Genomic DNA, 25867 nt, shown 5'->3' on the forward strand with positions numbered 1-25867 from the left:
TCCCGCATTTTCGAGGGTCGGAACGTAAGCGACGGTAATAATTAAATATTTTTTGAAAACTTGCTTGACGACCCCATGAAAAACCCGTTTAATGCGCCCCGTTGCCCAGATAGCTCAGTCGGTAGAGCAGGGGATTGAAAATCCCCGTGTCGGCGGTTCGATTCCGTCTCTGGGCACCAAATACCGAAAACCCTGAATCGCAAGATTCAGGGTTTTTTTATGCCTGCGATTTAACGAAGTCCGGCACACGGCAGTGGAAGCGACGGATCGACGATCCAAAAACAAAACTCGCCTTCAGCAAGGCTCTATAGTAGCGTTGTGCCACAAGCTCGACCGACACCACGGAAATCCGTCCGGTCGATTTCAATGCAATCCACTGCCCCACGGCGCAGTTGGAATACGCACCAAAAAGGACAGGTAACAACGCAAGGAATGCCTCCCCCCGCAGTAAACACCAGCGCTACACATCCCCTTAAGCCAAAGGACATGGAAAAGTTATGTCAACAATCAATGAACTAAAAGACAAGATCGATACGAAGACCTGGAACCTGGTGTTGCTCTCCATCGCCACTGCCGGGATCTATCTTATTTTGTGGCTATACAAAAACAGCAAAATCATCAGCGACACCACCAAAGTCCGATTGGTAGATGACGCTTACATTATCTGGATCGCTGTATGCGCCGGCTTAAGCGGCACATTCTCCAACCTGGGCAACGTGGCTCTGGATTTCACGTCCGCAGTTCTCGGCCTTGCCAGTGGCGTGTTGTACATCGTATGGGCATTCAAGGCTAAAACGGCGCTGACGGAATATGCCCTCAGCGAGCACAAGGTCGACCTGCGAATGAACGCCTTCTACACGTTCCTGTTCAACGTGTACTACATCAACTACTGCATCAACGATCTGCCGGAAGAACAGCGTAAGCAGCAGATCCTGAGAGGCCAGACCGCTCAAGCCTAAAACCACGCAATGGGCGGACAGATGATTTTCTGCCGCCCATTCACTGGAACAAAGGCATCGGCCGGCCAACTCCGGCCAACTGCTAGCTTTCACCGGCCCAGTGAAAGACCAGATTACGCGCAGGGCCACTTCCTACGTCGGCACTATCACGCCGCACTTCTCCATGTCGCGTAGCAACCACGGTGTACTTGCCGGGCGGTAGCTGGACATAAACCAGCGGGCCAGCCTCGTTCAGCGTCAACACGGTTTGCCCTTGGGCTTTCTGAATGACCACGTCGACGTCGGGAATGTATTTATTCTCCGCCCCGACCGAAAACGTCATGTGCAAGTTATAGCCAGCCGTTTGCTGGATGGCCTTCGACTCATCCAGGCCTATACCGCCGGACAGATAAGTAATTCCGTTTTGCTCCTGCGGTTGAACTTGCACGCCAGCGCTGTCGATTGGTTCAAGACTGGCGGCAGACGACATCACCGGGAACATCAACATACCCACCGCGGCGATGGACAATGCAAGGGAATGCACGTACTTCATGATCACGCCTCCCGGGCTCCATGGAACCCATTTGTCATGCCTTTTAGATTTCCTCTCGAACGCCCGGGTTTTAGATTGATTGGTACTTGGGCTCACTGCGAAATGGACTACACGTTATATTCCTGAAGCACGACTTGCCGTCGGAGCGATCCCGCAAACCCGATCGGGCTTTCCTTCTGGTTTACCAGCCACGCCCGGCATCGCTGCCCCCACCTCCGCGGCCATCCTCTTCTGCCTGTTCATTCCTTTGCAGAAGACGCCATGAGCTCACTCAAACCCGCTAACACTCAGGATGCACAACTCGCCTCACTACTCGGCAATCTTGGAGAGCTGATTCGTGATGCACGGCAGAAAGTGCTACGCACGGTCGATACGGTCCAGGTACAAACTTGCTGGCAGATTGGGAGGCATATTGTCGAGTTCGAGCAGGAAGGAGCTCGACGGGCGGGTTACGGAAAGCAATTGCTGGCAACGCTGGCGCAGAGCCTGACAGCAGAATTCGGGAAGGGCTTTGATAACTCCAATCTTCGCTACATGCGCCTGTTTTACCAAGCATTCCCAATTCGTGACGCACTGCGTCACGAATTAAGCTGGACCCACTACCGCAGGCTGCTGCGCGTCGATAGTGACACGACACGCCAATGGTATATGAACGAAGCCGCCAACCAAAACTGGTCAAGCCGCGCCCTGGAACGCCAGATCAACACCCTCTATTACGAACGCCTGCTCACAAGCCGCGATCGACCTGCTGTGCGGCAGGAAGCCGCCACCAACATCCAGAAAATGAAAGCACATCCACGAGACTTCATCAGGGACCCGGTGATGCTGGAGTTTCTTGGCTCAACCAACGCAGGTCTGACTCAAGAAACCAATCTGGAGCAAGCATTGATCCATCAGCTTCAAGCCTTCCTGCTGGAACTGGGCAGAGGATTTGCCTTCATCGCTCGCCAGCAACGCATCAGCACCGAGAGCAAAGACTTCTACATCGATCTGGTGTTTTACAACTACGTACTCAAGTGCTTCGTCATCTTCGATCTGAAGCGCGGCGAACTGACTCATCAGGATGTTGGCCAGATGGACATGTACGTACGCATGTATGACGACCTCAAACGCGGACCGGAAGATGGCCCCACCGTCGGCATCATTCTCTGTGCGAAAAAAGATGAATCAGTGGTGCGCTACTCGGTGCTGAAAGACAACGAACAACTCTTCGCCAGCAAATACAAAACAGTCCTGCCCAGCGAAGACGAACTTCGCACTGAACTGGACCGGGAGCAGGCGGCAATCGAGGAGCGACTGCTCGATCAGATCCCCCTGTGAACACAGATGGATTGTCCACCCGCCGCACGAAGACTATCGTTGGCAGCTACCCGCAAAGGTCTGAAGCCGATGAATTTGCAGGACATGTCACTGGCCCCCACTCAAATCGAGTTGCCGCTGCCAACTCCCGTTTCTGGCGAACCATTCAAAGAGCCCACCGCAGACGGCTTCATCCTCGGCGGTTTCACTTGGCGGCACGCCTTTCAGGACCTCGTGCGCCCGGTCGTCATCATCAACGCCGCCACCTCGGTTCGCTGCCGTCACTATTCGCGCTTCGCCGACTACCTGTTCGCCAACGGCTTCGATGTCATCACCTATGACTACCGTGGCATCGGCGAGTCGCGACCCGAATCCTTGAAAGGATTTGAAGCCTCTTGGTCAGACTGGGGCGCGCTGGATTTCGAGGCGATGCTCAAGCGCGCTCAGCGCGAATTTCCCGGCCAGCCCATCGACGTCGTCGGTCACAGCTTTGGCGGCTGTGCGGCGGGCCTGGGAGCCTCAGGGCAGCTGATTCGGCGACTGGTCACCGTCGGTGCGCAATTCGCCTACTGGCGCGACTACGCGCCCGCTCATCGCTGGCGGATGTTCGGCAAGTGGCACGTGGTGATGCCGCTGATCACAATGATCTATGGCTACTTCCCCGGAAAGCGTCTTGGCTGGCTGGAAGACACGCCCGCCGGTGTCGTTAGGGACTGGAGCACGCCCACCCGTCGATATGAAACGCGGCCCAGCGGTCGCACGCTGGCCAAAAAACCAGGGGCGACGATGAAAGCCAGGACACTGGCCATCAGCATCACAGACGATCCTTACGGCACGATCCCGGCCATCGAACGCCTGCTCGGCTACTTCAGTGGCGGTACGAACACCCACTGGCGAATCGCCCCCGAAGACATCGGCGAAGCAGAAGTCGGACATTTCGCCTTTTTTCGTAGCGCATACCAAGCCACACTATGGCCCATTGCATTGTCCTGGCTGCAGAGCGGTGAACTGGCCCCTGATACCCCCGGGCGGACAGTACCGCGCAGCGAGTCCTTTTAACGCACGACGGATCAAAACCATGGCCTCCGCCAACAAGCAGCAAAAACGCGCCACCCGCGCCAAAGCCAAGGCCAAGCAGAACCGCACCCAACGGGCTGCCGCGCCGGTCGAGCTGGACCCGAACGATGATCGCATCGACTTCGAATCGGTGGACCTCACCGAGCTGTTCAAGAAAATGATCGACGCTGAAAAAACCAGTCAGCAAGCCATGTGCATCGCTTTCCTTGAAGACCCATTGCTGGAACTGGTGTACGAGCAAGAAGGCGAAGAAGGCGCGATGGACTTCATCCTCGCCGCGCTGATCGAGTATCGCCAATGGTCCACCGAGGTCGATGAAGCCGGCGCCCTGGCATGGATCGAATCCCCGGCCTTCCAGGCCGACTATGTAGCGGCCTCCGACATCATCGCAGCCCAAACCCAACAGAAACCGAACTGAGTTCCCATGGCCTCCCTGAACAAGCAACAGAAACGCGCCAAACGCGCCAAGATCAAAGCCAAGCAGATCAACATCCACGGCAGAAAACCCGCCGCGCTGGATGACGATCTGGGTGAAATCGGCGAGCCGATCCCGGAATACACCCTGGCGATGTTCAGCAAGATGCGCGACGCCGAAGCTGTCGGCCGCAGTGAAATGCTCTCCGTGCTGCTGACGAACCTCGCCTTTATCATCATTGACCATCCAGAACTGCTGGACATGGAAAACGCCGACGACGAAGGCATGGCCGCCACTCACCTGGCCGCCGACATGTTGATCGACTACCGCATGTGGGCCGACGGCATGGATCGCGAGACCGCCCAGGCATGGCTGACCGACCCGCAATTCATCACCGACTTCGGCATTGCGCTGGACAGCTATCGCCAGTCGCCGGATGCGCAGGAAGAAAAGGGCGAGTAAAAGCCCTCAGAAATAGAAACGGCCGCTTGTCATCACTGACAGCGGCCGTTTTTTTTACAAACCTGAAAACAACAATCAGGCAGCCGCAGCTTCCAGACGCGGAATTTCCATCCCGACCTTGGCGCTGGCGTAGCTCAGGTCACCGCTGGCGATGGATTGAGCCTTGAAACCGGCGCCGATCAGGTCGCGCACGTACAGCTTGTTGTAGATGAACATGAACACGAAGTTGCTGAGGCCGAATGTGACGCAGGCCACGATGAACATGATCGCTGCCCACTTGATGTCGCCACGGAACAGTGGCGGCAGGAAGCCGAAGAAAAACACGGTCCACGAGAAGCCGATCGGGGCTTCCTTCATGGCTCCGGTATTAGGGTTTTTGAACACAACCGATGTAAACGCCATGCCTGTCTCTCCTTGATGCCCCAATGAGTAAGCTGAATGGCCGGGCTAGCTCCATACAGCGCTGGCTCGTGACTGCCGCGCAAACGGCAGGCGCACGCAAATGCATCTGTGACACGCATCAGATGAGGGAGCAGGCAAGAAAGGGTCGAGGGGCTTTAGCCGGGAAGGCTGGGGCGTCGAACAATCCGTGTCCTGAAACTCCATTGCATCCCGCAACAGCGAGATACACATTCGGCAAGGAGGCTACTATCTCGACATCATCGTGTCCATCAGAGAGCCGACCGATAAAGCCCCTGAATGAAAGCAAAAACGACCGCGATCATGGCTGATGGCGGTCGTTTTCAGTACATCGACAGTGTGCGTAAAGCTTAGCGCGCCACTGCGCCAACCAGTTGCTCATTGCGACGACGGCGAGCCACCAGCAAACCGGTAGCAACCACCAGAGCACTCAGCAAGCCGGTCGCGAGGATCTCCACACGGTGGGCATCCTGGAACAGCATGATGGTCAGGGCCGCGACGATGAAGACGATCACCGCGTAGGTCAGGCCCGGGAACAGCCACATGCTGAAGGCGATTTTCTCACCGCGGGCCATACGCTGTTTGCGCATGCGCAGTTGCGAGATCGCGATCACCAGGTACACCAGCAACGCGATGGCGCCGGAGCTGGCCAGCAGGAATTCGAACACGGCGGCCGGAGCCACATAGTTGGCGAATGTTGCCAGGAACGCTGCGCCCGTGGACAGCATCACCGCCCAGTATGGCGTGCCACTTTTGTTGGTGCGCGTGGACACGGCCGGTGCATCACCGCGTTTGCCCAGGGAGAACATCATGCGCGACGAGGTGTACAGCGCCGAGTTCAGGCAGCTGGTTACAGCAACCAGTACCACGATGTCGACGATCATCTTGGCGTTCGGGATGCCCATGCGTTCAAGCACGGTCTGGTAGGAACCTACGCTGGCCAGAACCGGGTCGTTCCATGGCACCAGGGCCACGACGATGAAGATCGAAACGAGGTAGAACAAACCAATCCGCCAGATCACCGAGTTGGTGGCCTTGGAGATTTGCTTGCCAGGGTTCTTCGATTCTGCGGCCGCGATGGTCACGATCTCGGTGCCCATGAAGGAAAACATGGTCGTCAGGATCGCGCCCAGTACCGCGCCCATGCCGTTTGGCAGGAAGCCCTGAGTGTCGAAAATGTGCGAAACGCCGCTCACCTGGCTATTCGGCAGGAAACCGAAGATCGCCGCGATGCCCAGAATGATGAAACCAATGATCGCCACGACCTTGAGCAGGGCGAACCAGAACTCGAACTCGCCGTAGTTCTTCACGCTGAACAGGTTAGTGATGGTCAGCAGCATCGTGATGACCAGGGCGAAAGCCCAGATGTCCACGCCAGGGAACCAGGCGTGCAGGATGGTCGCGGCGGCGTTGGCCTCCAGCGGGATCACCAGCACCCAGAACCACCAGTACAGCCAGCCGATGGTGAAACCGGCCCAGTGACCGATCGCGCGATCGGCGTATGTCGAGAAGGAGCCGGTGTCTGGCGAGGCAACCGCCATTTCACCCAGCATGCGCATCACCAACACCACTAGCATACCGGCGGCGGCATAAGCCAACAGCACGGCCGGGCCTGCTGCAGCAATAGCGTGACCCGAGCCAACGAACAGGCCGGCGCCGATAACACCGGCAATCGACAGCATGGTCACATGACGCGGTTTGAGCCCCTGTTCGAGGCCGTTAGAGCTTTGGGTATTGCTCATTGAAACTACCTTTGTAAGGAAAAGCGAATGCGTGCATCCCGCCGTAAATCCTCTTCTGTAAAAAGAAACCAACGGGGCGTTCCGGAATCTGCACGCAATAAATGCGCCAAAATGTTTCAAAACCCTCTAACCCGGCGATCTCACCCTGACCGGACAGTCATCGCAAGTCATTGAAAATAATGGCACTTCGCCAGAGCGTTACCCTGCGACTCACTTCAAGGAACGAATCTGCGCACCGGAAACACACCCAACAAATGCTCAACGCACAATAAAAGTGCGGATCAGGAACGTTTGGCCGGTTAGCGCTTCCAACACCCCGCCAAAGCTGGCAACATCGCGCCCTTTTTTACGGGACAGCCGCGCCACATCGGGTTCAAACGGCTGTTCGGTTGATAGCAGCGCGACAGTCTGCTGTACCGATGCGACAACCTGTCACATGCCACCCGTTTACCGCCCGTAGCGCTGTTGGCTGCCATTCAGACGCTATGTTAGGTTGGCCGCCTCGCCAGGAAGGCCCGCCAACAGCAGGAGCGCAACATATATGAGGAACGCACATGGCTGAGGCCACGCCCGCGCTTGAAATCCGCAACTTGCACAAACGCTACGGACAGCTTGAGGTGCTCAAAGGCATCTCGCTGACCGCCCGCGACGGCGATGTGATCTCGATCCTGGGTTCCTCCGGTTCCGGCAAGTCCACGTTCCTGCGTTGCATCAACCTGCTGGAAAACCCGCACCAGGGCCAGATCCTGGTGGCCGGCGAAGAACTCAAGCTCAAAGCCGCCAAGAACGGCGAACTGGTCGCGGCCGACGGCAAGCAGATCAACCGCCTGCGCAGCGAGATTGGTTTTGTGTTTCAAAACTTTAATCTGTGGCCGCACATGAGCGTGCTCGACAACATCATCGAGGCCCCACGCCGCGTACTCGGCCAGAGCAAGGCCGAAGCCATCGAAGTCGCCGAAGCCCTGCTGGCCAAGGTCGGCATCGCCGACAAGCGTCATGCGTACCCGGCGCAACTGTCTGGCGGCCAGCAACAACGCGCGGCCATTGCCCGCACGCTGGCGATGCAACCCAAGGTGATCCTGTTCGACGAACCCACCTCCGCCCTTGACCCGGAAATGGTCCAGGAAGTACTTAATGTCATCCGCGCACTGGCCGAAGAAGGCCGCACCATGCTGCTGGTCACCCACGAAATGGGTTTCGCCCGTCAGGTGTCCAGCGAAGTGGTGTTCCTCCACCAGGGCCTGGTAGAAGAGCAAGGATCGCCACAGCAGGTGTTCGAAAACCCGCTTTCGGCGCGCTGCAAACAATTCATGTCCAGCAACCGCTAACGGAGCTACCCGCATGCAGAACTACAAAAAGGTCTTCCTGGCAGCCGCCGTCACCCTGGCGTTCAGCGCCGGTGCCATGGCCGAAACCCTGAAGATGGGCATCGAAGCGGCCTACCCGCCGTTCAACAACAAAGATGCCAGTGGCAATGTCGTCGGCTTCGACAAGGAAATCGGCGACGCCCTGTGCGCCAAAATGAAAGTCGAATGCACCGTGGTCACCTCCGACTGGGACGGCATCATTCCGGCCCTGAACGCCAAGAAGTTCGACTTCCTGATCTCCTCGATGTCGATCACCGACGAGCGCAAGCAGGCCGTCGACTTCACCGACCCGTACTACTCGAACAAGCTGCAATTCATCGCCAAGAAAGACGTCGACTTCAAGACCGACAAGGATGCGCTGAAAGGCAAAGTGATCGGCGCCCAGCGCGCGACACTGGCCGGCACCTGGCTCGAAGACAACATGCCTGGCGTTGAAACCAAGCTTTATGACACCCAGGAAAACGCTTACCTCGACCTGACTTCGGGTCGTCTGGACGGCATCCTGGCGGACAAATACGTCAACTACGAGTGGCTGAAAAGCGACGCCGGCAAGCCTTACGAATTCAAAGGCGACCCGGTGGAAGAAAGCGACAAGATCGGTATCGCCGTTCGCAAGAACGACCCGATCCGCGAGAAGCTGAACGTCGCACTGAAAGAAATCGTTGCTGACGGCACCTACAAGAAGATTAACGACAAGTACTTCCCGTTCAGCATCTATTGATACTGACCTGCCGGACCGGCGCCGTTTTCTGACGGTGCCGGTCCCCGGCCTTGCCTGCCGCGATTTGAAAAGAAATCCATGATTATCGACCTCTACGGATTCGGCCCGGCGCTCGCCGCTGGCGCGCTGATGACTGTGAAACTGGCACTTTCGGCCCTGTGTCTCGGGCTGGTGCTCGGTTTGCTCGGCGCCTTGGCCAAGACTTCCCCGTACAAGCCGCTGCAATGGCTTGGCGGCACTTATTCGACACTGGTTCGTGGCATTCCGGAACTGCTCTGGGTGCTGTTGATCTACTTCGGCACGGTCAACCTGATGCGTGCCCTGGGCGAGTTTTTCGGCAACCCCGACCTTGAACTCAATGCCTTTGCGGCCGGCGTGATTGCGCTGGGCCTGTGCTTTGGCGCCTATGCCACGGAAGTGTTCCGCGGTGCAATCCTGGCGATCCCCAAAGGCCACCGCGAAGCCGGTGTGGCACTGGGTCTTTCGAAGTTTCGCATCTTCACCAAGCTGATCATGCCGCAGATGTGGCGCATCGCCCTGCCCGGCCTGGGCAACCTGTTCATGATCCTGATGAAAGACACCGCGCTGGTGTCGGTGATCGGGCTGGAAGAAATCATGCGTCACGCGCAAATCGGCGTGACCGTGTCCAAACAGCCGTTCACCTTCTATATGGTGGCCGCGTTCATGTACCTGGGCCTGACGATTCTGGCCATGACAGGCATGCACTTCATGGAAAAACGCGCCGCTCGCGGCTTCGCGAGGAGCACCCAATGAACTGGGAAGTCATCATCAAGTGGCTGCCGAAACTGGCTCAGGGCGCAACGCTGACCCTGGAACTGGTGGCCATCGCCGTGATTGCCGGCCTGTTGCTGGCGATTCCGCTGGGCATCGCGCGCTCGTCGCGCCTGTGGTGGGTACGGGCATTTCCCTACGGCTACATCTTCTTTTTCCGCGGCACGCCGTTGCTGGTTCAGCTGTTCCTCGTCTACTACGGCCTCGCGCAGTTCGATGCGATCCGTAACAGCTCGATGTGGCCGTACCTGCGCGATCCGTTCTGGTGCGCCACGGCGACCATGACCTTGCACACCGCGGCCTACATCGCCGAGATCCTGCGCGGTGCTATCCAGGCGATTCCACCGGGCGAGATCGAGGCGGCGCGGGCGCTGGGCATGTCTCGAGCGAAAGCGCTGTTCTACATCATCCTGCCGCGAGCGGCGCGCATTGGCCTGCCGGCGTACAGCAACGAAGTAATCCTGATGCTCAAGGCCAGCGCGCTGGCCAGTACCGTGACCCTGCTGGAACTGACCGGCATGGCTCGCACCATCATTGCCCGGACGTATTTGCCGGTGGAGATCTTCTTCGCCGCAGGCATGTTCTACCTGCTGATGGCTTACGTGCTGGTTCGCGGCTTCAAGCTGCTGGAGCGCTGGTTGCGCGTCGATGCCTGCCAAGGGCGTTGATTCCCACGTGTTGACGGGCGAGGCCCTGCTCGCCCGCTTCATGGCGCTGGATGCTTTTCTGATCGAGCATCAGGAGCTGTGGAAGCCTCGACCGTTTACTCATCTGCAACTTCCTTGGGAAGCGTCCTACCCGGAGCTGGCTGAATGGCTACGCGAGCGGTCGCTGGAAGACGCGGAAAACAGTCATAACCAACCTTGTCTGCTGGATGCGCCGGAACCGTTTGCTTCGTTGGCGGCGCTATCCCTTGAGCTGGGTTCGGTAGGTGAGCTGCCGGCACACACGCTGGAGACCGCAGGACATCGCTTGAATGTCGATGTGCCGGGGCGCAAGTGGCAGCAGATCGAGGCGTTTGCCAGCCGGTTGTCGTTTGCTGCGCCACCGATACATTGGCTGGATTGGTGCTCGGGTAAAGGCCACTTGGGTCGACGCCTGCTGCAAACCGGTCAACAGCTCACGTGCCTGGAACATGATCCTGCACTGGTGCTAGGCGGTCAGGCGCTCAGCCAGCGCCATCAACTGCATGCGCTGCATGTCGAGCAGGACGTGCTGGCGCCTGGCGCCGCCTCTTTGCTGAACGCCGATCACACTCCGGTGGCACTGCATGCCTGTGGTGATCTGCATGTGCGATTGATCCAGCTCGCCAGCGCCGCCGGGTGCAAACAAATGGCCATTGCGCCGTGTTGCTACAACAGGATCAGTCTTCCTGCATACCAGCCAGTTTCCTCTGTCGGTTTGCGCTCCGACCTACAGCTGTCACTCGACGATCTCTCACTCCCGATGAGCGAAACCGTCACCGCCGGTGCCCGCGTCCGACGTCAGCGCGACACGTCCATGGCCCGACGCCTGGCCTTCGATTTGCTGCAACGGCAACTTCGCGGTGTTGATGAGTACCTGCCCACGCCTTCTCTACCGAGCGCCTGGCTGGACAGATCTTTCGCCGACTACTGCCACCATCTGGCCGCATTCAAAGAGTTATCCACAGTCGGCCCGCAAGACTGGTCTGCGCTCGAAGCTGCCGGATGGCAGCGACTGGCCGAAGTACGCAATCTGGAACTGCTACGCGGACTTTTCCGACGTCCACTGGAGCTTTGGCTGAACCTTGATCGAGCACTTTTCCTCTCTGAGCAGGGCTACACCGTTCGCCTCGGTACCTTTTGTGAAACCCCACTCACGCCGCGTAACTTCCTGTTGCTGGCGGAACGCGCCTAAAACAGCCACAGCCTGTGGATAACTCTGTTGATGAAATATCGTGGATCCAATGTTTACGCCTGTTTCAGGGCTGAAACCAAACTGTTCAATTTTCGTACACCCGAATAAAAAACCGGAAAAACAGGCATTTGCGAGAAAATGAGACTGGATCCACATTTTCGATCTTAACCGCGTGCATCGCCTTCCCCGTTGTGCATAAGCATTAATTCAAAAGAACATAAACGCCCTGGAAATCCTCAACTATCTTTGCCAAGCGTCAGAATTCTCTGATGTCAGGGACAGCAAGGAGCTGGGAAAACATGAGCACATTGAACAGTGCACAGGAAGCCGTCGATACCGTCGCCAACGAAGCCATTGTCGCTGCACTGCAGCAAACCTTCGCGGTGGGCGGCGCCATCATCAACAACGCAACGGGCGAGGTCATCGCCGCGCTGCACAACAACGTGCTGATGCCTTTCCCTGGTAGCGGCACGACTTACTTTCTACCCCACGACCCGACCGCCCACGGCGAACGACAGTTGGTGGACTGGTACTACGAAAACGTCGCGCCACTGAACCTGCCACCGCCCAATCAACTGACCGTCGTCACCACGCTCGACCCGTGCGCCATGTGCGCCGGTTCGCTACTGACCGCAGGATTCAACGTCGCCGTCAGTGCGATCGATGACTACGCGGGTATCAACTACAACAGCCAGTTCACCTTTCCATCGCTGCCGCCGCAGATCCGCCAGCAGGCGCAGAACACCTGGGGCTATTACGCGATCGCAGCTCCGGTCAGCCGCGCCTATCAGGGTTCGAACAGCCCTGTGTTCGGCGGCCAGACCATCGATTCGGCGGCATATTTCCTTTGCAGCTCGATCTTCTCCGCCAGCGTCAACACAGTGCGCGACGCCAGCAACAACAGCGGCCTGCCGCCGGATCAACTGCAAAACCCCGCCACCCTGCCGGCCAACAGCAAAGTGCGCCAGGCACTGACAGCGCTCAGCCCATTCGCATTGACCGTGCAATCGGCCAACCCGCGCGATCCCGGCGCGGAACTCGCGCCGCCGCTGCTGAAAACCGCGCAGCAAAGCACGGTGTTCAACTCAGTGGCGCTGATCGACCCGTTCGGCAACCTGCTGGTGTGCCTGGGAGGCGTCGAGAACCAGTCGCCGATTCGTACAGCGTTCATGGAAACGACCCGCAGCTATGCCGTCATGCGCTGGACCCTGATGAACGACCCCGATCCGGCCGTTCGCGCTGAAGCCGGGCTTTACCTGACCCATCCAAAGTACGGCACCTTCGTCTTCCTCTATGCACCCGATCCAACAACACCCCAGGCCGTAATGACTTTCGGCGCCTACGGTTCAACCATGGAAGGCCCCGTGCCGCAGAGTTATCCGTCCAACCTGCAATACGTGCTGTTGCCGGGCAATACCACCCCGCAAGCGTTGTCGACACTGGCCCAGAACCTGCCGCCGTTCTATACGCAAAGCGTGCAAGTGGCGCCTGCGCAGGTGCTGAGTCAGGACCTGATCAACGCGGTTAAAAACGGCGTGTGATGCTTCATTGGCCCGCCCCGCAGATGCGTCTGTGGGGCGGGTCTGACGGCTGCGTAAAAATAGTCTGAATTCAGGGGTTTACAGAAGCTATCCAATCGCTATAATCGTCGCCCTAACACGCCGGTATAGCTCAGTTGGTAGAGCAACTGACTTGTAATCAGTAGGTCCCGGGTTCGACTCCTGGTGCCGGCACCACATTAGGCTCCATTGCGTTCCACCGAATGCTCTGGAAGCCCCGAAAACCCGCCTTTTTGCGGGTTTTTTCGTTCCAGGACCCTCTGTCGGGATCCAACAAAATCCCCCTTCCCCGAGGGTATGTTAGGGGTACTGCGATTTCCCGGCCAGGAGCGCGTACCCCTATGCCACGTCTAGCGATCCCCCTCAGCGACCTGCAATGCCGCACGGCCAAAACCCGCGAACGCGCCTACAAACTGTTCGACGGCGGCGGCATGTACCTTTTCGTCAAACCCAATGGCGTGAAGACCTGGCGCTTGAAGTACACCAAGCCCAACGGCAAGGAAGGTACGCTCATCATCGGCAATTACCCCATCGTTACCCTTTCAGTCGCACGGCGTAAGCGAGACGAAGCCAAGGCATTACTGCTCGACAACCTCGACCCCATGGAAGAAAAGAAGAAGGCCAAGATCGTAGCCCAGCGGGCGGCACTGCTTTTCGAAACCGTTGCCCTAGAGTGGCACGCTGATATGTCCCGCCGCTGGACCGAAGGCCACGCAAAAACCGTAATGAGCCGACTGCGCACCCACGTCTTCCCGCTGATCGGCCAACGACCCATCGCTGAGCTCGATACCCACGACCTGCTAGAGATCACCCAGCGCATCAAGGAACGCGGCACCATGGATGTGGCGTTACGGGTACAGAACTACTTATCCACCATCATGCGCGGGGCCAAAAGGGCTCGGCAGATCACCATGAATCCTGCACTGGATCTGGCAGGCTCGATTCACGCGCCGCGCACAGTCCATCGCCCGGCCCTATCCCTCAACCGACTACCCGAACTGCTACACCGTATCGACAACTACAACGGCCGCGAGCTGACACGCCTTGCCGTCCTACTCACGCTGCATGTATTCGTCCGCTCCAGCGAACTGCGCTTCGCGCGATGGAGTGAGTTCGACCTCCAACGCGCCATGTGGGAAATCCCCGATACGCGTGCATCGATTGAAGGGGTACGCAACTCCACACGCGGGACCAAAATGAACGGCGACATTCAAATGGTTCCGCTGTCCCCGCAGGTCATCGAAATACTGGAGCGCCTGCGCAGCCTCAGTCGCTTTTCAGAGTTAGTGCTACCGGGCGACCACAAGTACTGGAAGCCCATGTCCGAGAACACAGTGAACACCATGCTCCGCAATGTCGGCTATGACACCAGCAAGGACGTGTGCGGCCACGGCTTCAGGACCATGGCCTGTAGCGCCCTCCTGGAGTCCGGATTATGGACCGACGCAGCCATCGAAAGACAAATGAGCCACAAGGAACGCAACCGCGTGCGTGCCGCGTATATCCACAAGGCCGAATTCCTCGAACAGCGCAGGCTGATCATGGCGTGGTGGAGCAACTACATCGACGCCAACCGCCATGGGCATGTGACACCCCACGAATTCGCTCACCCAGTCGGCGACAACATCACGGCTCTACAAAATAGCCGTGGCGCATCCAAACATGGGTAAGCCAATGAGATCACCGCAGCCCGCCCTTCCACGCGGGTCCATCCAAGCGGGGCTGCAAAGCCGCCCCGCTTGGATGGACCTCACTTAAAAAATCTAAAGCCCACGCAAACTGTCTGTGGAAAACCACTGATTTCCACCGGTGGATAGTTTCATCCACAGCCGTAGAACACCCGAAAATTCGGGCCTTGACCCAAATTATCCACAAGCGTAGAAAAGATCGGGCAAAGAGCTGTCGTTGACAGCAACCCAGGTAGCCAGAACCTTTAAGGCTACGCCACACCGTGGTGGTTCTCCCAAAGTGCGATTAGCGTCCGGCGGCTCGCACGGTCACTCACAGAGTGATGGATGCCTACTTCAGATCATTGCCATTGCGGCAAATACATCCCCCTACCCAGCTGCCGTGCAGCAACCTATCCGCTTGGCCATTTCATTGCGCCAACCTGCGCCCGTCTCTTTCTTCCGGAAAGAGACGGGCGCTCCTACCGCTGCTGCAGCCCAACTCGTACAAGGCTTTGCGGCATTCCCCCTCGTGACAATCGGCGTGACAAACGCCGAAGTCACCAGCAACAGCGATGCCGATGATGGTGCCGCAGCCTACGGAATGGACTGCACCTGACTGACAGTCAGGCATGCCCCGGTCATCGCTTCACTGCCTTCACCCGACTCAGGATCTCGCGGCGCTGGTCTCGTCAGCCAGTGCAGCCTCCACCCGCCCACTTCTGCGGAAGTGCTCAGGAGGCCAGATCATGAGATGCCCAAGCTCCCGGTCGTAAAGAGCCGTCAGTCCCGCGTTAGTGGACAACCCTCACAGGTCGCAGGGGCCTTGATCCCTGATAACACTCAGCATTCTTGGCGGGATGAGGTGAGGAAGGTTTTAAAAGTTTTGGCTTCGAGAGGAGTTCGATCATGGCATTGGTCGGTAGACGGGATGGGCGCAATTTTGGCTATGGCCGGCAATTGAGCTATGCGGGGCCGCAAGCGCTGAAAGATCTGTTTGGCGGTGGGCATTACGGGACGGTCAAAGCGCACAGTGATCGCTGGCAGGCGTTTGTTCGGTGGTGTCGGTCGGAGGATGGACCAGGATTTAACGATGCGCGGCAGATTGATCAGCAGACCTTGTTGGACTATGCCGAACATCTGCGTCAGCAAGTTGAAAACGGGGACCTTGCCATCGCAACCGCACAAAACCGGTTGTCCAGTGTGAATCGGACCATGGCCGCGCTTCGCGGTGATCAGTATATGAAAGTGCCGAGCCCGAGTAAGGCGCTAGGAATGTGGCGCACCAGTGTTCGTCGTTCAGTGCCGCAAGGCCAAGACCGCGAACAGGTGAAGCGGATCGTAGAGGTACTTTGCGAAAACCAGCAGACGCGCGTCGCGGCCATCGCTCAGTTAGCGCGAGCCACCGGTATGCGTTTGCGTGAGGCGATTTTGGCCGACCTTCCTCGACTGCAACGGGAAGCCGAGCAACTCGGGAGGATCAACATCCAGGACGGCACCAAAGGTGGCCGTTCAGGCGCATCAGCACCTCGTTGGATTACGGTAAATGATCATATTCGTGACGCACTGAGGTTTGCCGGACAGGTCTCGCCCGACGGTAGCCGCAACCTACTTGCACCGAACGAACGCTACCTCGATTTCTTGCAGAGAATCGTCAGCCCCGCACGGGACATCATCCATAAGCACGACCTCAAAGGCTTCCACGAATTGCGGGCAGCCTATGCTTGCGAACGCTATGAGCAAATCACCCATCATCTCGCCCCCATCAACGGAGGCAATTGCTATCAACTCGACCGACGCCTAGATCAGGATGCCCGAGTACAAATCAGCTATGAGCTGGGGCACGGCCGTATCGTCGTGGTGGCCGCTTACATTGGTGGTCGAGCGTGAGCACGGCATTCGATATGGATCTGTTCCTGGTGAGCGTCCTGACCGGGTCGTATACCACGCGTCAACGCCACCTGCGTCAGGCGAAGGCTATCCAAACAGCAATCGCTGAGCGCTGGCAACGCGACAATCCATGGACTTGGCAGAGAAAACACCTTGCGTGGTTTTTGAATCACCACCTAAACCAGCACACTGAATCGACGCGCTATTACTATTTGCTGACCATGCAATTACTCACTCATCGCTTAGGAAAACCCTGGCAGTTCAACCGCTAGACGAAGGTCAGAAAACGGCCAAATGCTGCCTTCCGTGACCGGCTGCAACCGACCCAGCGGACTGTTGCAAAAAAATATAGGCCAATATGGAGGGGCAGCTATCGACCTGTCTCGACCTTTACATTATCAATTTCAACGCACCTAGCTCCCTGAACCCCGCCAGGCGAAACGAACGATCATTCATCGTGATCATCTATCTCCAGAAAAAAACGCATCTCACGCGGGACAATAGCCTTGGTAACACCCAATTTCCGATCACGTAAGTGATCGAAAAATTTGTCCTCGAGTTTCCCAGGCCCATCATTCAAGTTTTCACATAAAAACATACTGCAATAAAGCGCGCGAGCAGCAAGTGATCTCGCGACCTCGACGTGTTTACTAGTAACAAAGGAAACACCAGAGTGAACTATTGACGACCTCAAATCGTATGCCTCGCGGAGCATACGGTGCGCGTTTAGGCGATGCTCGGCAGGAAAGCAAAGTAAAGATGAGAAGTCAGCAAGCGTTGCTTTAATTGGGGAGCTTTTGTCTCGCGAAAATATAGATTCAATTGATATGACGTAAAATAAAAAGCTTGCCACCTTGTCGTCAGAGTTGAACGCCATTGAGAAAAATTTAAATGAGTTTCGCATGCGGGCATACATGCTTTCCTTGGAATAGTTCAAGCGCTCAAAGAAAAAAACGAAGTTTCGGCTCCTTATAAATTTGAGTAGCTCTTGACTAAGCTCAAAGTTGAATGACTGCGACTTTGTAGTTGGAATTCTTCTGAATTCACCTGTTGTTTTGTTAAGAAGGAAAAAGTGATTAACCGCATATGTATCGCCGAAGCCCGCGTCGGTGCCTGTGAAGAGGTTGGCGAAAACCTCTATCAGTCTACTTAGGGTTCTAAATTTTGACTCCACGCTAAAACGAAGGTGATCCTCAGCTCCATGAACATCCACAGTTATCAGGATTTCGCGGGCGAGTGCTTCGTGCGAGGTCCGTGCTGCGTGCATAAAGTCCGTCACGCTTACAGGGGGGAAATTGTGTTTTGCGGTTATCTTGTTGAGGAGTTCGGCAGAGGTTGCTGGCGGAGAAAAGGTGAATTCCCCCAACTTAAATTGTCGCAAAAGTGAAGGCTTAATTAGATGAGGGAAGAGAAAAGGCTTTCTAAAACCTAATGGGATGATCGCCAAATAGTCCCGCTGCCCGGTAGTCTCAATTATTGCCTCCTCAAAATTATGAGCGAATTGCTCGGCGCTCAGCGGGGGGTGATGATCAATTACAGCATAAATTATTTCAAGAACATAGAGCCAGTCTAGATGGCGAGAAACATAACTTGATTTGAATATTGCTTTGAACAGCTCCTCTTCTTCTTCCCAGTTGCCTGGGCGCTCGATACTCCAGTCATAGCCATCGTTGCCTATCACCTTATAATACGCATCAAGGGGCTTCCGGATGGCGCGCGCTACCGCTTTTTTGTCAATGGTAATTTTGTCGCGATCATCCATGATTTGCTTCCTTCATAGCTAAAAAATTTGATATTTATCCGGAATGTCAGCCGTAGTTATCGATCTAAATAATGTACTCGGCGAGCATTAAAAATGTACTAATGACCTGCTTCGACTGGGAAGATTTATAACTTAGAGTCGATGCTGGCTTGTATATGTTGAACATTTTCAAGGTAGTCGCTCGCGTGATGATCCGCGAATTATACCACTTAATTGTCAAGTTTATATATGCATCTCTACTTGGTGCCTATAAAGGTAAGTGTGTCTGAACTTCCGTTCTTGTTCGTTTGCTGCCCGTTTGGAAAGGCAGCAAACGATCAATGCTGGAAACTAACGTTCAAATTCAGTTGTAGCGACGCAGTTTGCTGAGCTGACTGGCTAGACAGCTACTACAGGCCAATTGCTGTTTGAATTGCCTTAGCTGCGACGTTGGTCCCAATCTTCGTTGCCACGTCAAGCGCCCACTTTCCAGCGGATTTCAAATGCTCCAATGCCCCTGCGCCATCCTGTCTCTTCGCTGCGTTCTCAGCTGCACCGATGCTAGCAACTGCCTGGTCGTGTTCGACTTCGGTAGCTTGATTACGCATTGAACTGCGAAGTGTCGCAAGCTCCGCAGTAAGTGAAGGTAGATCGAGATTGGATGCTGCTTGTTGCATTACTTGGTTAAATGTATTGTTTTCCGCTTTGGCGTTGGGGCCGATCGCCCCAACCTGTCCTGTTACGTTGTACTGGTCACCCATAGAAACCTCCTGAGAAATGAACTGCTGAACAAAAACCTGATTATGTTTTGGAAACAAACGCTTATTGATATCAATTTCTTTTGAATTGAATTCATGGACTTGATTGTAAACACTACAATCTAAAAAGTGGCAGGGAGATATAAAGCCCCACTCATATCGCCAATCGTTGGGGTGTTTTTCTCTTTCAGCAATCCTGTGCCCGCAGTCGCTATCAATTTCATCTACGTATTTCGCCAAGTAGCTTGCGTAGTAATGAAGATAAGCGAAGGCAATTTCAGGACAAAAATTTGAAAAAGCGCTCCAGTTTCCTTGAAGGCCATGTATGCAAGTTTCCTCTTCAGCAATAACTGGTAGCAGCCCGGAGCTAGCCCAATAAGCATCCAAAGACGCTTTTTTATCATCGTTTATAGAGGTGATGATTCTTGCTTCGCCAAGCATATACATGCTTGCATAGTATCTTGGGCATTTATGTACATTTGCGTAGGGGCACGAGGCGGGAGCTTTTTTCTCTGCGCTTTTGCTTCTGTACCATGAAGAATCAGGGATGGTGATAGGCATCGCTAATGTCCTGGAAAAATCTAACTATAGATATTTGCTACAGATCAATTGCTGTTTGAATTGCCTTGGCTGCGACACTAGTTCCGATCTTCGTTGCCACATCGAATGCCCACCTGCCAGCAGATTTCAAATGTTCCAATACTCCTGCGCCATCTTGTTTTTTCGCCGAGCTCTCCGCAGCGCCAATGCTGGCAACTGACAAATCGTGTTCGACTTCGGTAGCTTGATTACGCATTGAGTTGCGAAGTATCGCAAGCTCCGTAGCAAGCGCAGGTAAATCGAGACCGTAAGCCGCTTGTTGTAAGGCTTGGGTGAACGTATTGTTTACAGCTTGGGCGTTAGGGCCGATTGCTCCGACTTGTCCTGTTACGTTGTATTGATTATTGGAAATGTACTGGAAAACAACGTGTTTAGCCTGCGGAGGCGAGAGATTATTAGCGCCGATGTTTTCTGAGGTTGGAGTTAAGTTTAATTCATTTTTCTGCTCAAGCTCATGTCGGAGACTAAATTCGCTTGTCAATAGCCCCCACATTCGCTGAGCGGAAATGCTATCAGGTAAAAAATATTTCGCATCATTAATTATTGGCTCAATGAGCTTGCTAGAGATAAAGCCAGACTTTAAATCTCGTTTAATTGCGAATGCAAATTCCATTAATGAGGACGCATTCTTAAAACGTTGAATGTTCCCTTCAACTTGATTGGTGCTACAGTGAGGTGGTAAATAGGAAAGAACTCCTTGCCTATCTATTAGCACTAATGTTTTATCGATTAGATGGACCTTGTTTTTTTGAATAACCGAATTAACTATGCCTGATTCTTCGATGGTGTGACGTGTTAGGAGTTCGACTAGACGGTGCAACGTATCTTCCGCCTCGCCACCTAAATTCATAATTTGAGTAACTGGAAAGATTTTAGGAGGTGCGGAAAGTTTTTTTATGCTAGCGGTGCCGCTAGTAGTGATCGCAAGAATTTCAGAAACGAATCTAAACAACCCATCATGGGATTTAATATCTTGCAGGCCGGCAATGGTAGCAAGGCAATCGACATCGAAAGCCTGTACTTTTACTGAAGCGCAAATGCAAGATGAATATCTTCGTAGGCTTATAGTTACTTGAAGGCGTTGTTGTACCTGCTCAAAAAAAACTGTGAAGGTAAATTGTTTTCCTTCAACACCTAGCTCGCTCTTTGACGACCGCAATGCGTGATGAAAGTTCTTTGTCGGCTGAAGTGTTGTGGGTGCGTAAGGGACGCGTGGATTGCCTCCAAGCGTACGCAAAAAAGAGCTAGCCCCTTTGATATTGAAAAGCGGGTTGGCCAGCCTAGTTTTCTCAATCCCTTGTGGGGAAAGACTGGAGAAGATTTTCCAGCCTAATTCGACATGGTATGACACATTTCAAACCTTCATTGGGTTGGCGAGGGAGGAGTCGAACCTCCTTGGTCTAGCAACCTAGAATCTGTCGGCTCAATGTCTCCAAAGCGCCGTCCACACAGCCCGCCGCCGACGATAATATCACGCCAGTGTTTGTAAACAATATGAATTGCCTTCGAGTTTGTTGACACATCCGGATGACAGCACCTGGCCGCTTTCTGTCGGTCATGGTCGTGAAGCTTGTTGGTCAAGACCAATGCAAATGGGTAGACAGGTTTGTGCAATTACCTCCATTAGGTATGGTAGTCAGCCAGCTAACGTTCGAAGCGATCGGCGCCTTGGTGACCAGTGGGACCGCCCTACGCTCGTGTGCTGCTGCTAGATACTGGAACTCAGCCGCAGCCAGCTAGCATTAGCGGCGCAGCTCTGTGTGATGAGCTGGCTCATAAGGCCTGTCTCGCTTTGAATCCCGCCTGGATTTCGGGCCACGCCGGAGAGGCCATCATCTCGCGAATCTGACGTTCGTGTGGAAGCTCTGGCACCAAGTGCTGTCATCGCTGCTGGGCTTCCCAAGTACTCACAGCACGAGGTTCTCAGAGTCTGGCAGAGCTTTCACCTCGGCACATTTTCGGATCAACAAGCGCAGCAGATCTGCTGACTCATTTACCCCAAGAGCCGGGTCGCCTTTAATTCGGCCGCCATGGACCGCCTTAGAGCGCAGTTTGTAGAGATTTTTTACTCTGGAGAACATATTGCGCTGTTTTTCGGCGCTCTCTGGCTCCAAGAACTTGGCAGCGTAGAGACTCATTCGAAACACGATCTCGCTGTCGATACCAAACAATCCCTCAATGCCAGACCATAGGATGGCCAATCTTGCTCTTGGCATAGAGTGCCAGCGATAGGAGGCTAGACAATGGACTGCGTTCTCGAATGAGTCGCTGTCCATCAGGGTCCGAGCGTTAGCGAAGTACTGTTCTATCCAAACGATGTCATCCTCAGTTACCGGCGTCTGTTTTTGAAGAGTAAGGCCGCGAAGGTGGTAGTTTGTGACTGCTAGCCGCGACATAGGGGTGAGTTCCGTTGCAGGAACATCAGACTGAAGGTTACACATCACCTCTCTCCCGGTGACTGCGCCAAGCAGTAGGACGTCCCAAACGGCGTTCCAAGCTCGCATAGCGGTCTCTTTGCCGTTCCTACCGCGAACCTTGAGTTGACTACGTACGAGGGGAAGGAAAAGTGAGATGACCGAAATATCTATATCGCTCTTCCCCAAGGCTAGGAAGAGGTCAGCAGAGCAATCAGTACGTGTGGGCTCGAGGACAAGGCCATCGGCAAGACGTATTTTCTTATCGGAAACAATTCCGTTCAGATAAAGGAAGGTTTCGGTTCCTGAAGCCTGTACTCGCACGGTACTTTCCCTGGGAGCTAATGTTTGGTTAAAGCCGGATTGTAGCCCGCACGAGCGAATGAGCTAGCAATTTGAACACATCGTTAGGGGACGATTGCATAGTCTTGCGTATTGATTTTGTTAACATTAAGAAAATGATTGTAATAAACTTCACTATCAAAGCCGGTAGGTTTGAAAAATCCACCGTAACTTATGCAAAGCTGACGCAGTGCCTCAGTGATGAGCGGCATAATGCCTAGGTAGCTATTGCTTAAGGGTATAGAGAGTTTGTCAAGGTCTATTTTAATCAGCTCAAGACTTAAGTATGAGTTTATTAATGGAAGTCGATTTGAGTTGTTGCTATTTTGGATTCCGTCCTGTAGCCAGGATATGCTGATGTAGAATGGCAGTATTACCAGTCCTTCGTCCGAAGCCCCATAATTTATCAGTGCGAAATTTTCCTGAGTCTCCTTTTTGAATGCGTCGCGTAAGTTGTTTTTAATTCTGCCGGCCTTGTGCTGCAACACGTGGCGCATGCACAGTATTGTTGTGATGGCGTGATACTCGTATATTGAGCTTATGTGGCCATCATCTTTCAGAGCGCACATCATTCCATACAACTGATTAAAAACATTAACGCAGGCTATCTCAATATTTGAAATACCTTCCTCTGGATCATTTACCTCTTTGAGGAAATAGTTAAGCCTAAATATCTCTTCGGGGAATACCCTTAAGGCATTCGAAAGGACATCAAATTGTTCTGACGAATTACTCATATTTAACCTGGCGACCTATAGTTTGGCTGGGGGATAGATGTTGCCCATCCCATTGAGCAGGATGAGATATTTTAGCTAATGGTTATGCGCATTTAGCACTACTTTGAACAAAATTTCTGATTGCCCAGAGGGCGAAACGATTCAGTAAAGCATCGGTGATGCTGGAGAGGCAAGCTATCTGCCATCACTGTGTCCTCCGTCCGCTTCTGGTCCAGGCTGTGTAAAAACGCAGGCACCGTTTTAACGTCTGCGTTGCTACGTAAAATCTGCCAGTCCTTGGTTGATCAGCAAACCTGAAATTTGCGGAGGAACGCGATTTTCGTTCAGGTTCTGTATCTCAACCCTGCGCTAAAACGTCTTTACACAGTCTCGGCCGTCTGCTGCCTGTCGCCACGGCAGCTTTTGGCGGATTTCTGCCTATTCTCTACGAAATAGATGATTGACAACGTTCAAATTCAGGGGGGTTTACCATTCGTATGCGGCTCTGAATTACTTGCAGACCGACAACGTGCTGACATCTAAAAAATCCCGAGTTCGATTCCACCGAACGCCATAACTAGCTGATTTATTTATAGTTACTAGTTGGGGTACGCCGAATTTTCCAGCGAGCTCCAGATGCCCGAAAAACCTACTCTCGCCGAAACATACCGTTCGTCTGGTGCCGCACCATACAAAACGAAGCCCCTGCAGAAATGCAGGGGCTTTGTTGTTTCTGGAGTGTCATATTTTGCCTCTCCTCTCCTCTCCAACACCCCGCCCTCCATTCCCGTATCGAGCTCACGATCATAATTTAGGCTAAATTATGGATGGCCAATAATTATGGCGTATCCATAAAACGCGATAATTGTCTTGAGCATCCTATTTTAAGCGCCCAGAGCTGGATGAAGCGATGGCTTACCAGCTTCTTAATCGGGTGTGTTCGATGAACGCCTGCTTGAGACTATTTCAAGAGATATTCAGTGATCGACTGAAACCAAAGCTTCAAAAAATTCTCGGTTTGAGGCTCTTGCCTTACTTGGATGTCTCTCCCCAGCCAGGAGGTCAACCGTGCAGGGTGCAGATGTGCGCCGGGGAACCAGAATTTTGAGGTTGGTTACAGACGCAAAAGAAGGTTGCTAGAGTGATGACATCAAGGGGATAGCCCCAGGGAGCACCTAAATATGGATTTTGATAACGAGCTGGCTGCGCACTTAGATGGGACTGGGTTACAGCTTGCAGATCTAGCTGAAAATGCTCTTTCCGGCGCCTGGATGATATTTCATGCCAACACGCGACCTCCACATCATGCATATGCCTTCTCTGCCCCCCAAGGTCAGTGCATTTCTCTAGGTGATGACTGGGAGATGTTTGGCACTGCCATCTGTAATGGAAAACCTGATCCCTTTGGTGTCTCCTTTGACTCTAAGTCGGACACCCTTACCTGGACTCTTTTCACGAGACCGGTCTCCTTTTCCGGTATTTCAAAACCAGGCTCACCTTGGGTCGTTAGATCAGAAATCATCTCGGGAAGGATCTTTGCGAAGCTGACCGCAGACGTACCTTGGCAACCTCGTGAAACGCTGATGGCAGGCGCATTCATTATTGGAAATGCCAGGGTGACTTAACGGTTCCGTTCTGAACTTGAGAAGTGAGGACAGATTTATTTCCAATGATAAAAAATGAATCCGGCCCCCCAATCAGTTGGGGTCGACTTCTGGTGCCGCACCATACAAAACAAAGCCCTCGTAGAAATACGAGGGCTTTGTTGTTTCCGCAGTTTGGAAAAGCCGGTCTTAGTGACCCGCGCTCTGCCCACCATCCACATGCAGGATTTCACCAGTAACAAAATTGGCGCTATCCAGATAAACAACCGCCTGAGCAATGTCGCTGATCTCGCCCATGTGCCCGACCGGGTGCAGAGCGCCCAGCGCTGCGTGGGTTTCTTCGCCGTGCATCGGCGTCTTGATGATGCCTGGGGAAACCGCGTTGACCCGGATCCCACGCTTGGCGTATTCGATGGCTAGGGATTTGGTCGCCGCGTTCAAACCACCTTTGGTCAGCGAAGCCAGTACCGATGGCACGCCGTCGATAGCGTGGTCGACCAGGCTGGTGGTGATGTTGACGACGTGGCCGCTGCCTTGTTTTTCCATCTCGGTGATCGCGAGTTGGGTGATGTAGAAGAAGCCGTTCAGGTTCACCGAAAGCACATTGGCGTAGTCTTCAGCGGTGTACTGGGTGAACGGTTTGGCGACGAAGATACCGGCGTTGTTGACCAGGGTGTCGACGCGGCCGAAACGTGCGATGGCTTCGCGGATCACTTGTTGAGCGACTTCCGGGTTGCCGATGTCGCCAGCCACGGTGAGGATGTCCGGATCAGTGGATGGTTTGATCGAACGAGAAGTGGCGACAACTTTGTAATCCAGATCACGGAATGCTTTAACCATGCCGGCGCCGAGACCTTGGGAGGCGCCAGTGATAACGATGACTTTTTTCGAATTGCTCATGATGAACCTCTA

At 54.3% G+C, this 25867-nt stretch carries 24 protein-coding genes and 2 tRNA genes; 17 read left to right on the forward strand and 9 right to left on the reverse strand.

What is annotated here, in order from left to right:
• Positions 1–103: 103 nt before the first annotated feature.
• Together IB254_RS10240 and IB254_RS10245 are read left to right on the forward strand one after the other, a co-directional pair.
• Positions 104–179, forward strand: a tRNA-Phe gene (locus IB254_RS10240).
• Between the two features lie 318 nt (positions 180–497).
• Positions 498–959, forward strand: a complete 462-nt coding sequence (locus tag IB254_RS10245; RefSeq protein ID WP_008041019.1) for a DUF4234 domain-containing protein — start codon at positions 498–500, stop codon at positions 957–959.
• Positions 960–1041: 82 nt separating this feature from the next.
• Here the strand turns inward: IB254_RS10245 and IB254_RS10250 are convergent, their stop codons facing one another.
• Positions 1042–1491 carry a carboxypeptidase regulatory-like domain-containing protein gene (locus IB254_RS10250; RefSeq protein WP_192417205.1) on the reverse strand — a complete coding sequence of 150 codons (450 nt, stop codon included), beginning with the start codon at positions 1489–1491 and terminating at the stop codon, positions 1042–1044.
• A 261-nt stretch (positions 1492–1752) separates the two neighbouring features.
• Here IB254_RS10250 and IB254_RS10255 point away from each other — a divergent pair, with 261 nt between their 5' ends.
• The 4 genes from IB254_RS10255 (at position 1753) to IB254_RS10270 (ending at position 4744) form a co-directional block, all read left to right on the forward strand.
• Positions 1753–2811 (forward strand): PDDEXK nuclease domain-containing protein, encoded by a 1059-nt coding sequence (locus IB254_RS10255; protein ID WP_192417206.1) that lies wholly within the window; start codon positions 1753–1755, stop codon positions 2809–2811.
• Positions 2812–2880: 69 nt separating this feature from the next.
• Positions 2881–3849, forward strand: coding sequence for an alpha/beta fold hydrolase (locus IB254_RS10260; RefSeq protein WP_192417207.1), 969 nt, complete (start codon positions 2881–2883; stop codon positions 3847–3849).
• A 19-nt stretch (positions 3850–3868) separates the two neighbouring features.
• Positions 3869–4285 (forward strand): hypothetical protein, encoded by a 417-nt coding sequence (locus tag IB254_RS10265; RefSeq protein WP_008041027.1) that lies wholly within the window; start codon positions 3869–3871, stop codon positions 4283–4285.
• 6 nt (positions 4286–4291) lie between these two features.
• Complete coding sequence (locus IB254_RS10270; protein WP_008041028.1) at positions 4292–4744, forward strand: hypothetical protein; 453 nt, start codon at positions 4292–4294, stop codon at positions 4742–4744.
• Between the two features lie 75 nt (positions 4745–4819).
• Here IB254_RS10270 and IB254_RS10275 read toward each other — a convergent pair whose 3' ends face one another.
• Both IB254_RS10275 and gabP read right to left on the reverse strand, forming a co-directional pair.
• Positions 4820–5146, reverse strand: a complete 327-nt coding sequence (locus tag IB254_RS10275) for a hypothetical protein (RefSeq protein ID WP_192226808.1) — start codon at positions 5144–5146, stop codon at positions 4820–4822.
• Between the two features lie 368 nt (positions 5147–5514).
• Positions 5515–6906 (reverse strand): GABA permease, encoded by a 1392-nt coding sequence (gabP, locus tag IB254_RS10280; protein ID WP_008024968.1) that lies wholly within the window; start codon positions 6904–6906, stop codon positions 5515–5517.
• Positions 6907–7460: 554 nt separating this feature from the next.
• On the opposite strand from gabP, the gene IB254_RS10285 reads away from it, so the two are divergent.
• From IB254_RS10285 to IB254_RS10330, 10 genes are all read left to right on the forward strand, one after another.
• Positions 7461–8234 (forward strand): ABC transporter ATP-binding protein, encoded by a 774-nt coding sequence (locus IB254_RS10285; protein ID WP_007897462.1) that lies wholly within the window; start codon positions 7461–7463, stop codon positions 8232–8234.
• A gap of 13 nt (positions 8235–8247) precedes the next feature.
• On the forward strand, positions 8248–8994 hold the full coding sequence (locus IB254_RS10290; RefSeq protein WP_008041033.1) for an ABC transporter substrate-binding protein: 747 nt from the start codon (positions 8248–8250) through the stop codon (positions 8992–8994).
• Positions 8995–9072: 78 nt separating this feature from the next.
• Positions 9073–9768, forward strand: a complete 696-nt coding sequence (locus tag IB254_RS10295; protein ID WP_008024973.1) for an ABC transporter permease — start codon at positions 9073–9075, stop codon at positions 9766–9768.
• The gene (locus tag IB254_RS10300) at positions 9765–10454 is read left to right on the forward strand and encodes an ABC transporter permease (protein ID WP_008041034.1); all 690 of its coding nucleotides are present in this window, start codon (positions 9765–9767) and stop codon (positions 10452–10454) included. Before IB254_RS10295 ends, IB254_RS10300 begins: the two co-directional genes overlap by 4 nt.
• Positions 10435–11664: a methyltransferase gene (locus IB254_RS10305; protein WP_192417208.1), complete on the forward strand. Its 1230-nt coding sequence runs from the start codon at positions 10435–10437 to the stop codon at positions 11662–11664. Before IB254_RS10300 ends, IB254_RS10305 begins: the two co-directional genes overlap by 20 nt.
• A 299-nt stretch (positions 11665–11963) precedes the next feature.
• Positions 11964–13205, forward strand: coding sequence for a nucleoside deaminase (locus tag IB254_RS10310; RefSeq protein WP_192417209.1), 1242 nt, complete (start codon positions 11964–11966; stop codon positions 13203–13205).
• Between the two features lie 119 nt (positions 13206–13324).
• Positions 13325–13400 (forward strand) — tRNA-Thr (locus IB254_RS10315).
• A 164-nt stretch (positions 13401–13564) separates the two neighbouring features.
• The gene (locus IB254_RS10320) at positions 13565–14893 is read left to right on the forward strand and encodes a tyrosine-type recombinase/integrase (RefSeq protein ID WP_192417210.1); all 1329 of its coding nucleotides are present in this window, start codon (positions 13565–13567) and stop codon (positions 14891–14893) included.
• 906 nt (positions 14894–15799) lie between these two features.
• Positions 15800–16780: an integrase domain-containing protein gene (locus IB254_RS10325; RefSeq protein WP_192417211.1), complete on the forward strand. Its 981-nt coding sequence runs from the start codon at positions 15800–15802 to the stop codon at positions 16778–16780.
• Complete coding sequence (locus IB254_RS10330) at positions 16777–17052, forward strand: hypothetical protein (RefSeq protein ID WP_140894128.1); 276 nt, start codon at positions 16777–16779, stop codon at positions 17050–17052. The genes IB254_RS10325 and IB254_RS10330 overlap by 4 nt, the downstream gene beginning before the upstream one ends.
• 176 nt (positions 17053–17228) lie before the next feature.
• Here the strand turns inward: IB254_RS10330 and IB254_RS10335 are convergent, their stop codons facing one another.
• The 5 genes from IB254_RS10335 to IB254_RS10355 form a co-directional block, all read right to left on the reverse strand.
• A complete protein-coding gene (locus IB254_RS10335; protein ID WP_192417212.1) occupies positions 17229–18542 on the reverse strand; it encodes a HEPN domain-containing protein in 1314 nt (437 codons plus the stop codon).
• A 389-nt stretch (positions 18543–18931) separates the two neighbouring features.
• On the reverse strand, positions 18932–19840 hold the full coding sequence (locus IB254_RS10340) for a hypothetical protein (protein ID WP_192417213.1): 909 nt from the start codon (positions 19838–19840) through the stop codon (positions 18932–18934).
• A 37-nt stretch (positions 19841–19877) separates the two neighbouring features.
• The gene (locus IB254_RS10345; protein WP_192417214.1) at positions 19878–21230 is read right to left on the reverse strand and encodes a hypothetical protein; all 1353 of its coding nucleotides are present in this window, start codon (positions 21228–21230) and stop codon (positions 19878–19880) included.
• A gap of 556 nt (positions 21231–21786) precedes the next feature.
• Entirely contained in the window at positions 21787–22617 is an 831-nt protein-coding gene (locus IB254_RS29740) for a HEPN domain-containing protein (RefSeq protein WP_153894726.1), read from the reverse strand.
• A gap of 83 nt (positions 22618–22700) precedes the next feature.
• Positions 22701–23372, reverse strand: a complete 672-nt coding sequence (locus tag IB254_RS10355; RefSeq protein WP_079743413.1) for a hypothetical protein — start codon at positions 23370–23372, stop codon at positions 22701–22703.
• A 1160-nt stretch (positions 23373–24532) separates the two neighbouring features.
• Between IB254_RS10355 and IB254_RS10360 the strand changes: the two genes are divergently transcribed.
• The gene (locus IB254_RS10360; protein ID WP_192417215.1) at positions 24533–24976 is read left to right on the forward strand and encodes a hypothetical protein; all 444 of its coding nucleotides are present in this window, start codon (positions 24533–24535) and stop codon (positions 24974–24976) included.
• A gap of 168 nt (positions 24977–25144) precedes the next feature.
• Here IB254_RS10360 and IB254_RS10365 read toward each other — a convergent pair whose 3' ends face one another.
• Positions 25145–25855 (reverse strand): SDR family NAD(P)-dependent oxidoreductase, encoded by a 711-nt coding sequence (locus tag IB254_RS10365; RefSeq protein ID WP_008024998.1) that lies wholly within the window; start codon positions 25853–25855, stop codon positions 25145–25147.
• Between the last annotated feature and the right edge of the window lie 12 nt (positions 25856–25867).

The organism is Pseudomonas sp. PDM03 (assembly GCF_014852385.1).
Lineage (GTDB): Bacteria > Pseudomonadota > Gammaproteobacteria > Pseudomonadales > Pseudomonadaceae > Aquipseudomonas > Aquipseudomonas migulae.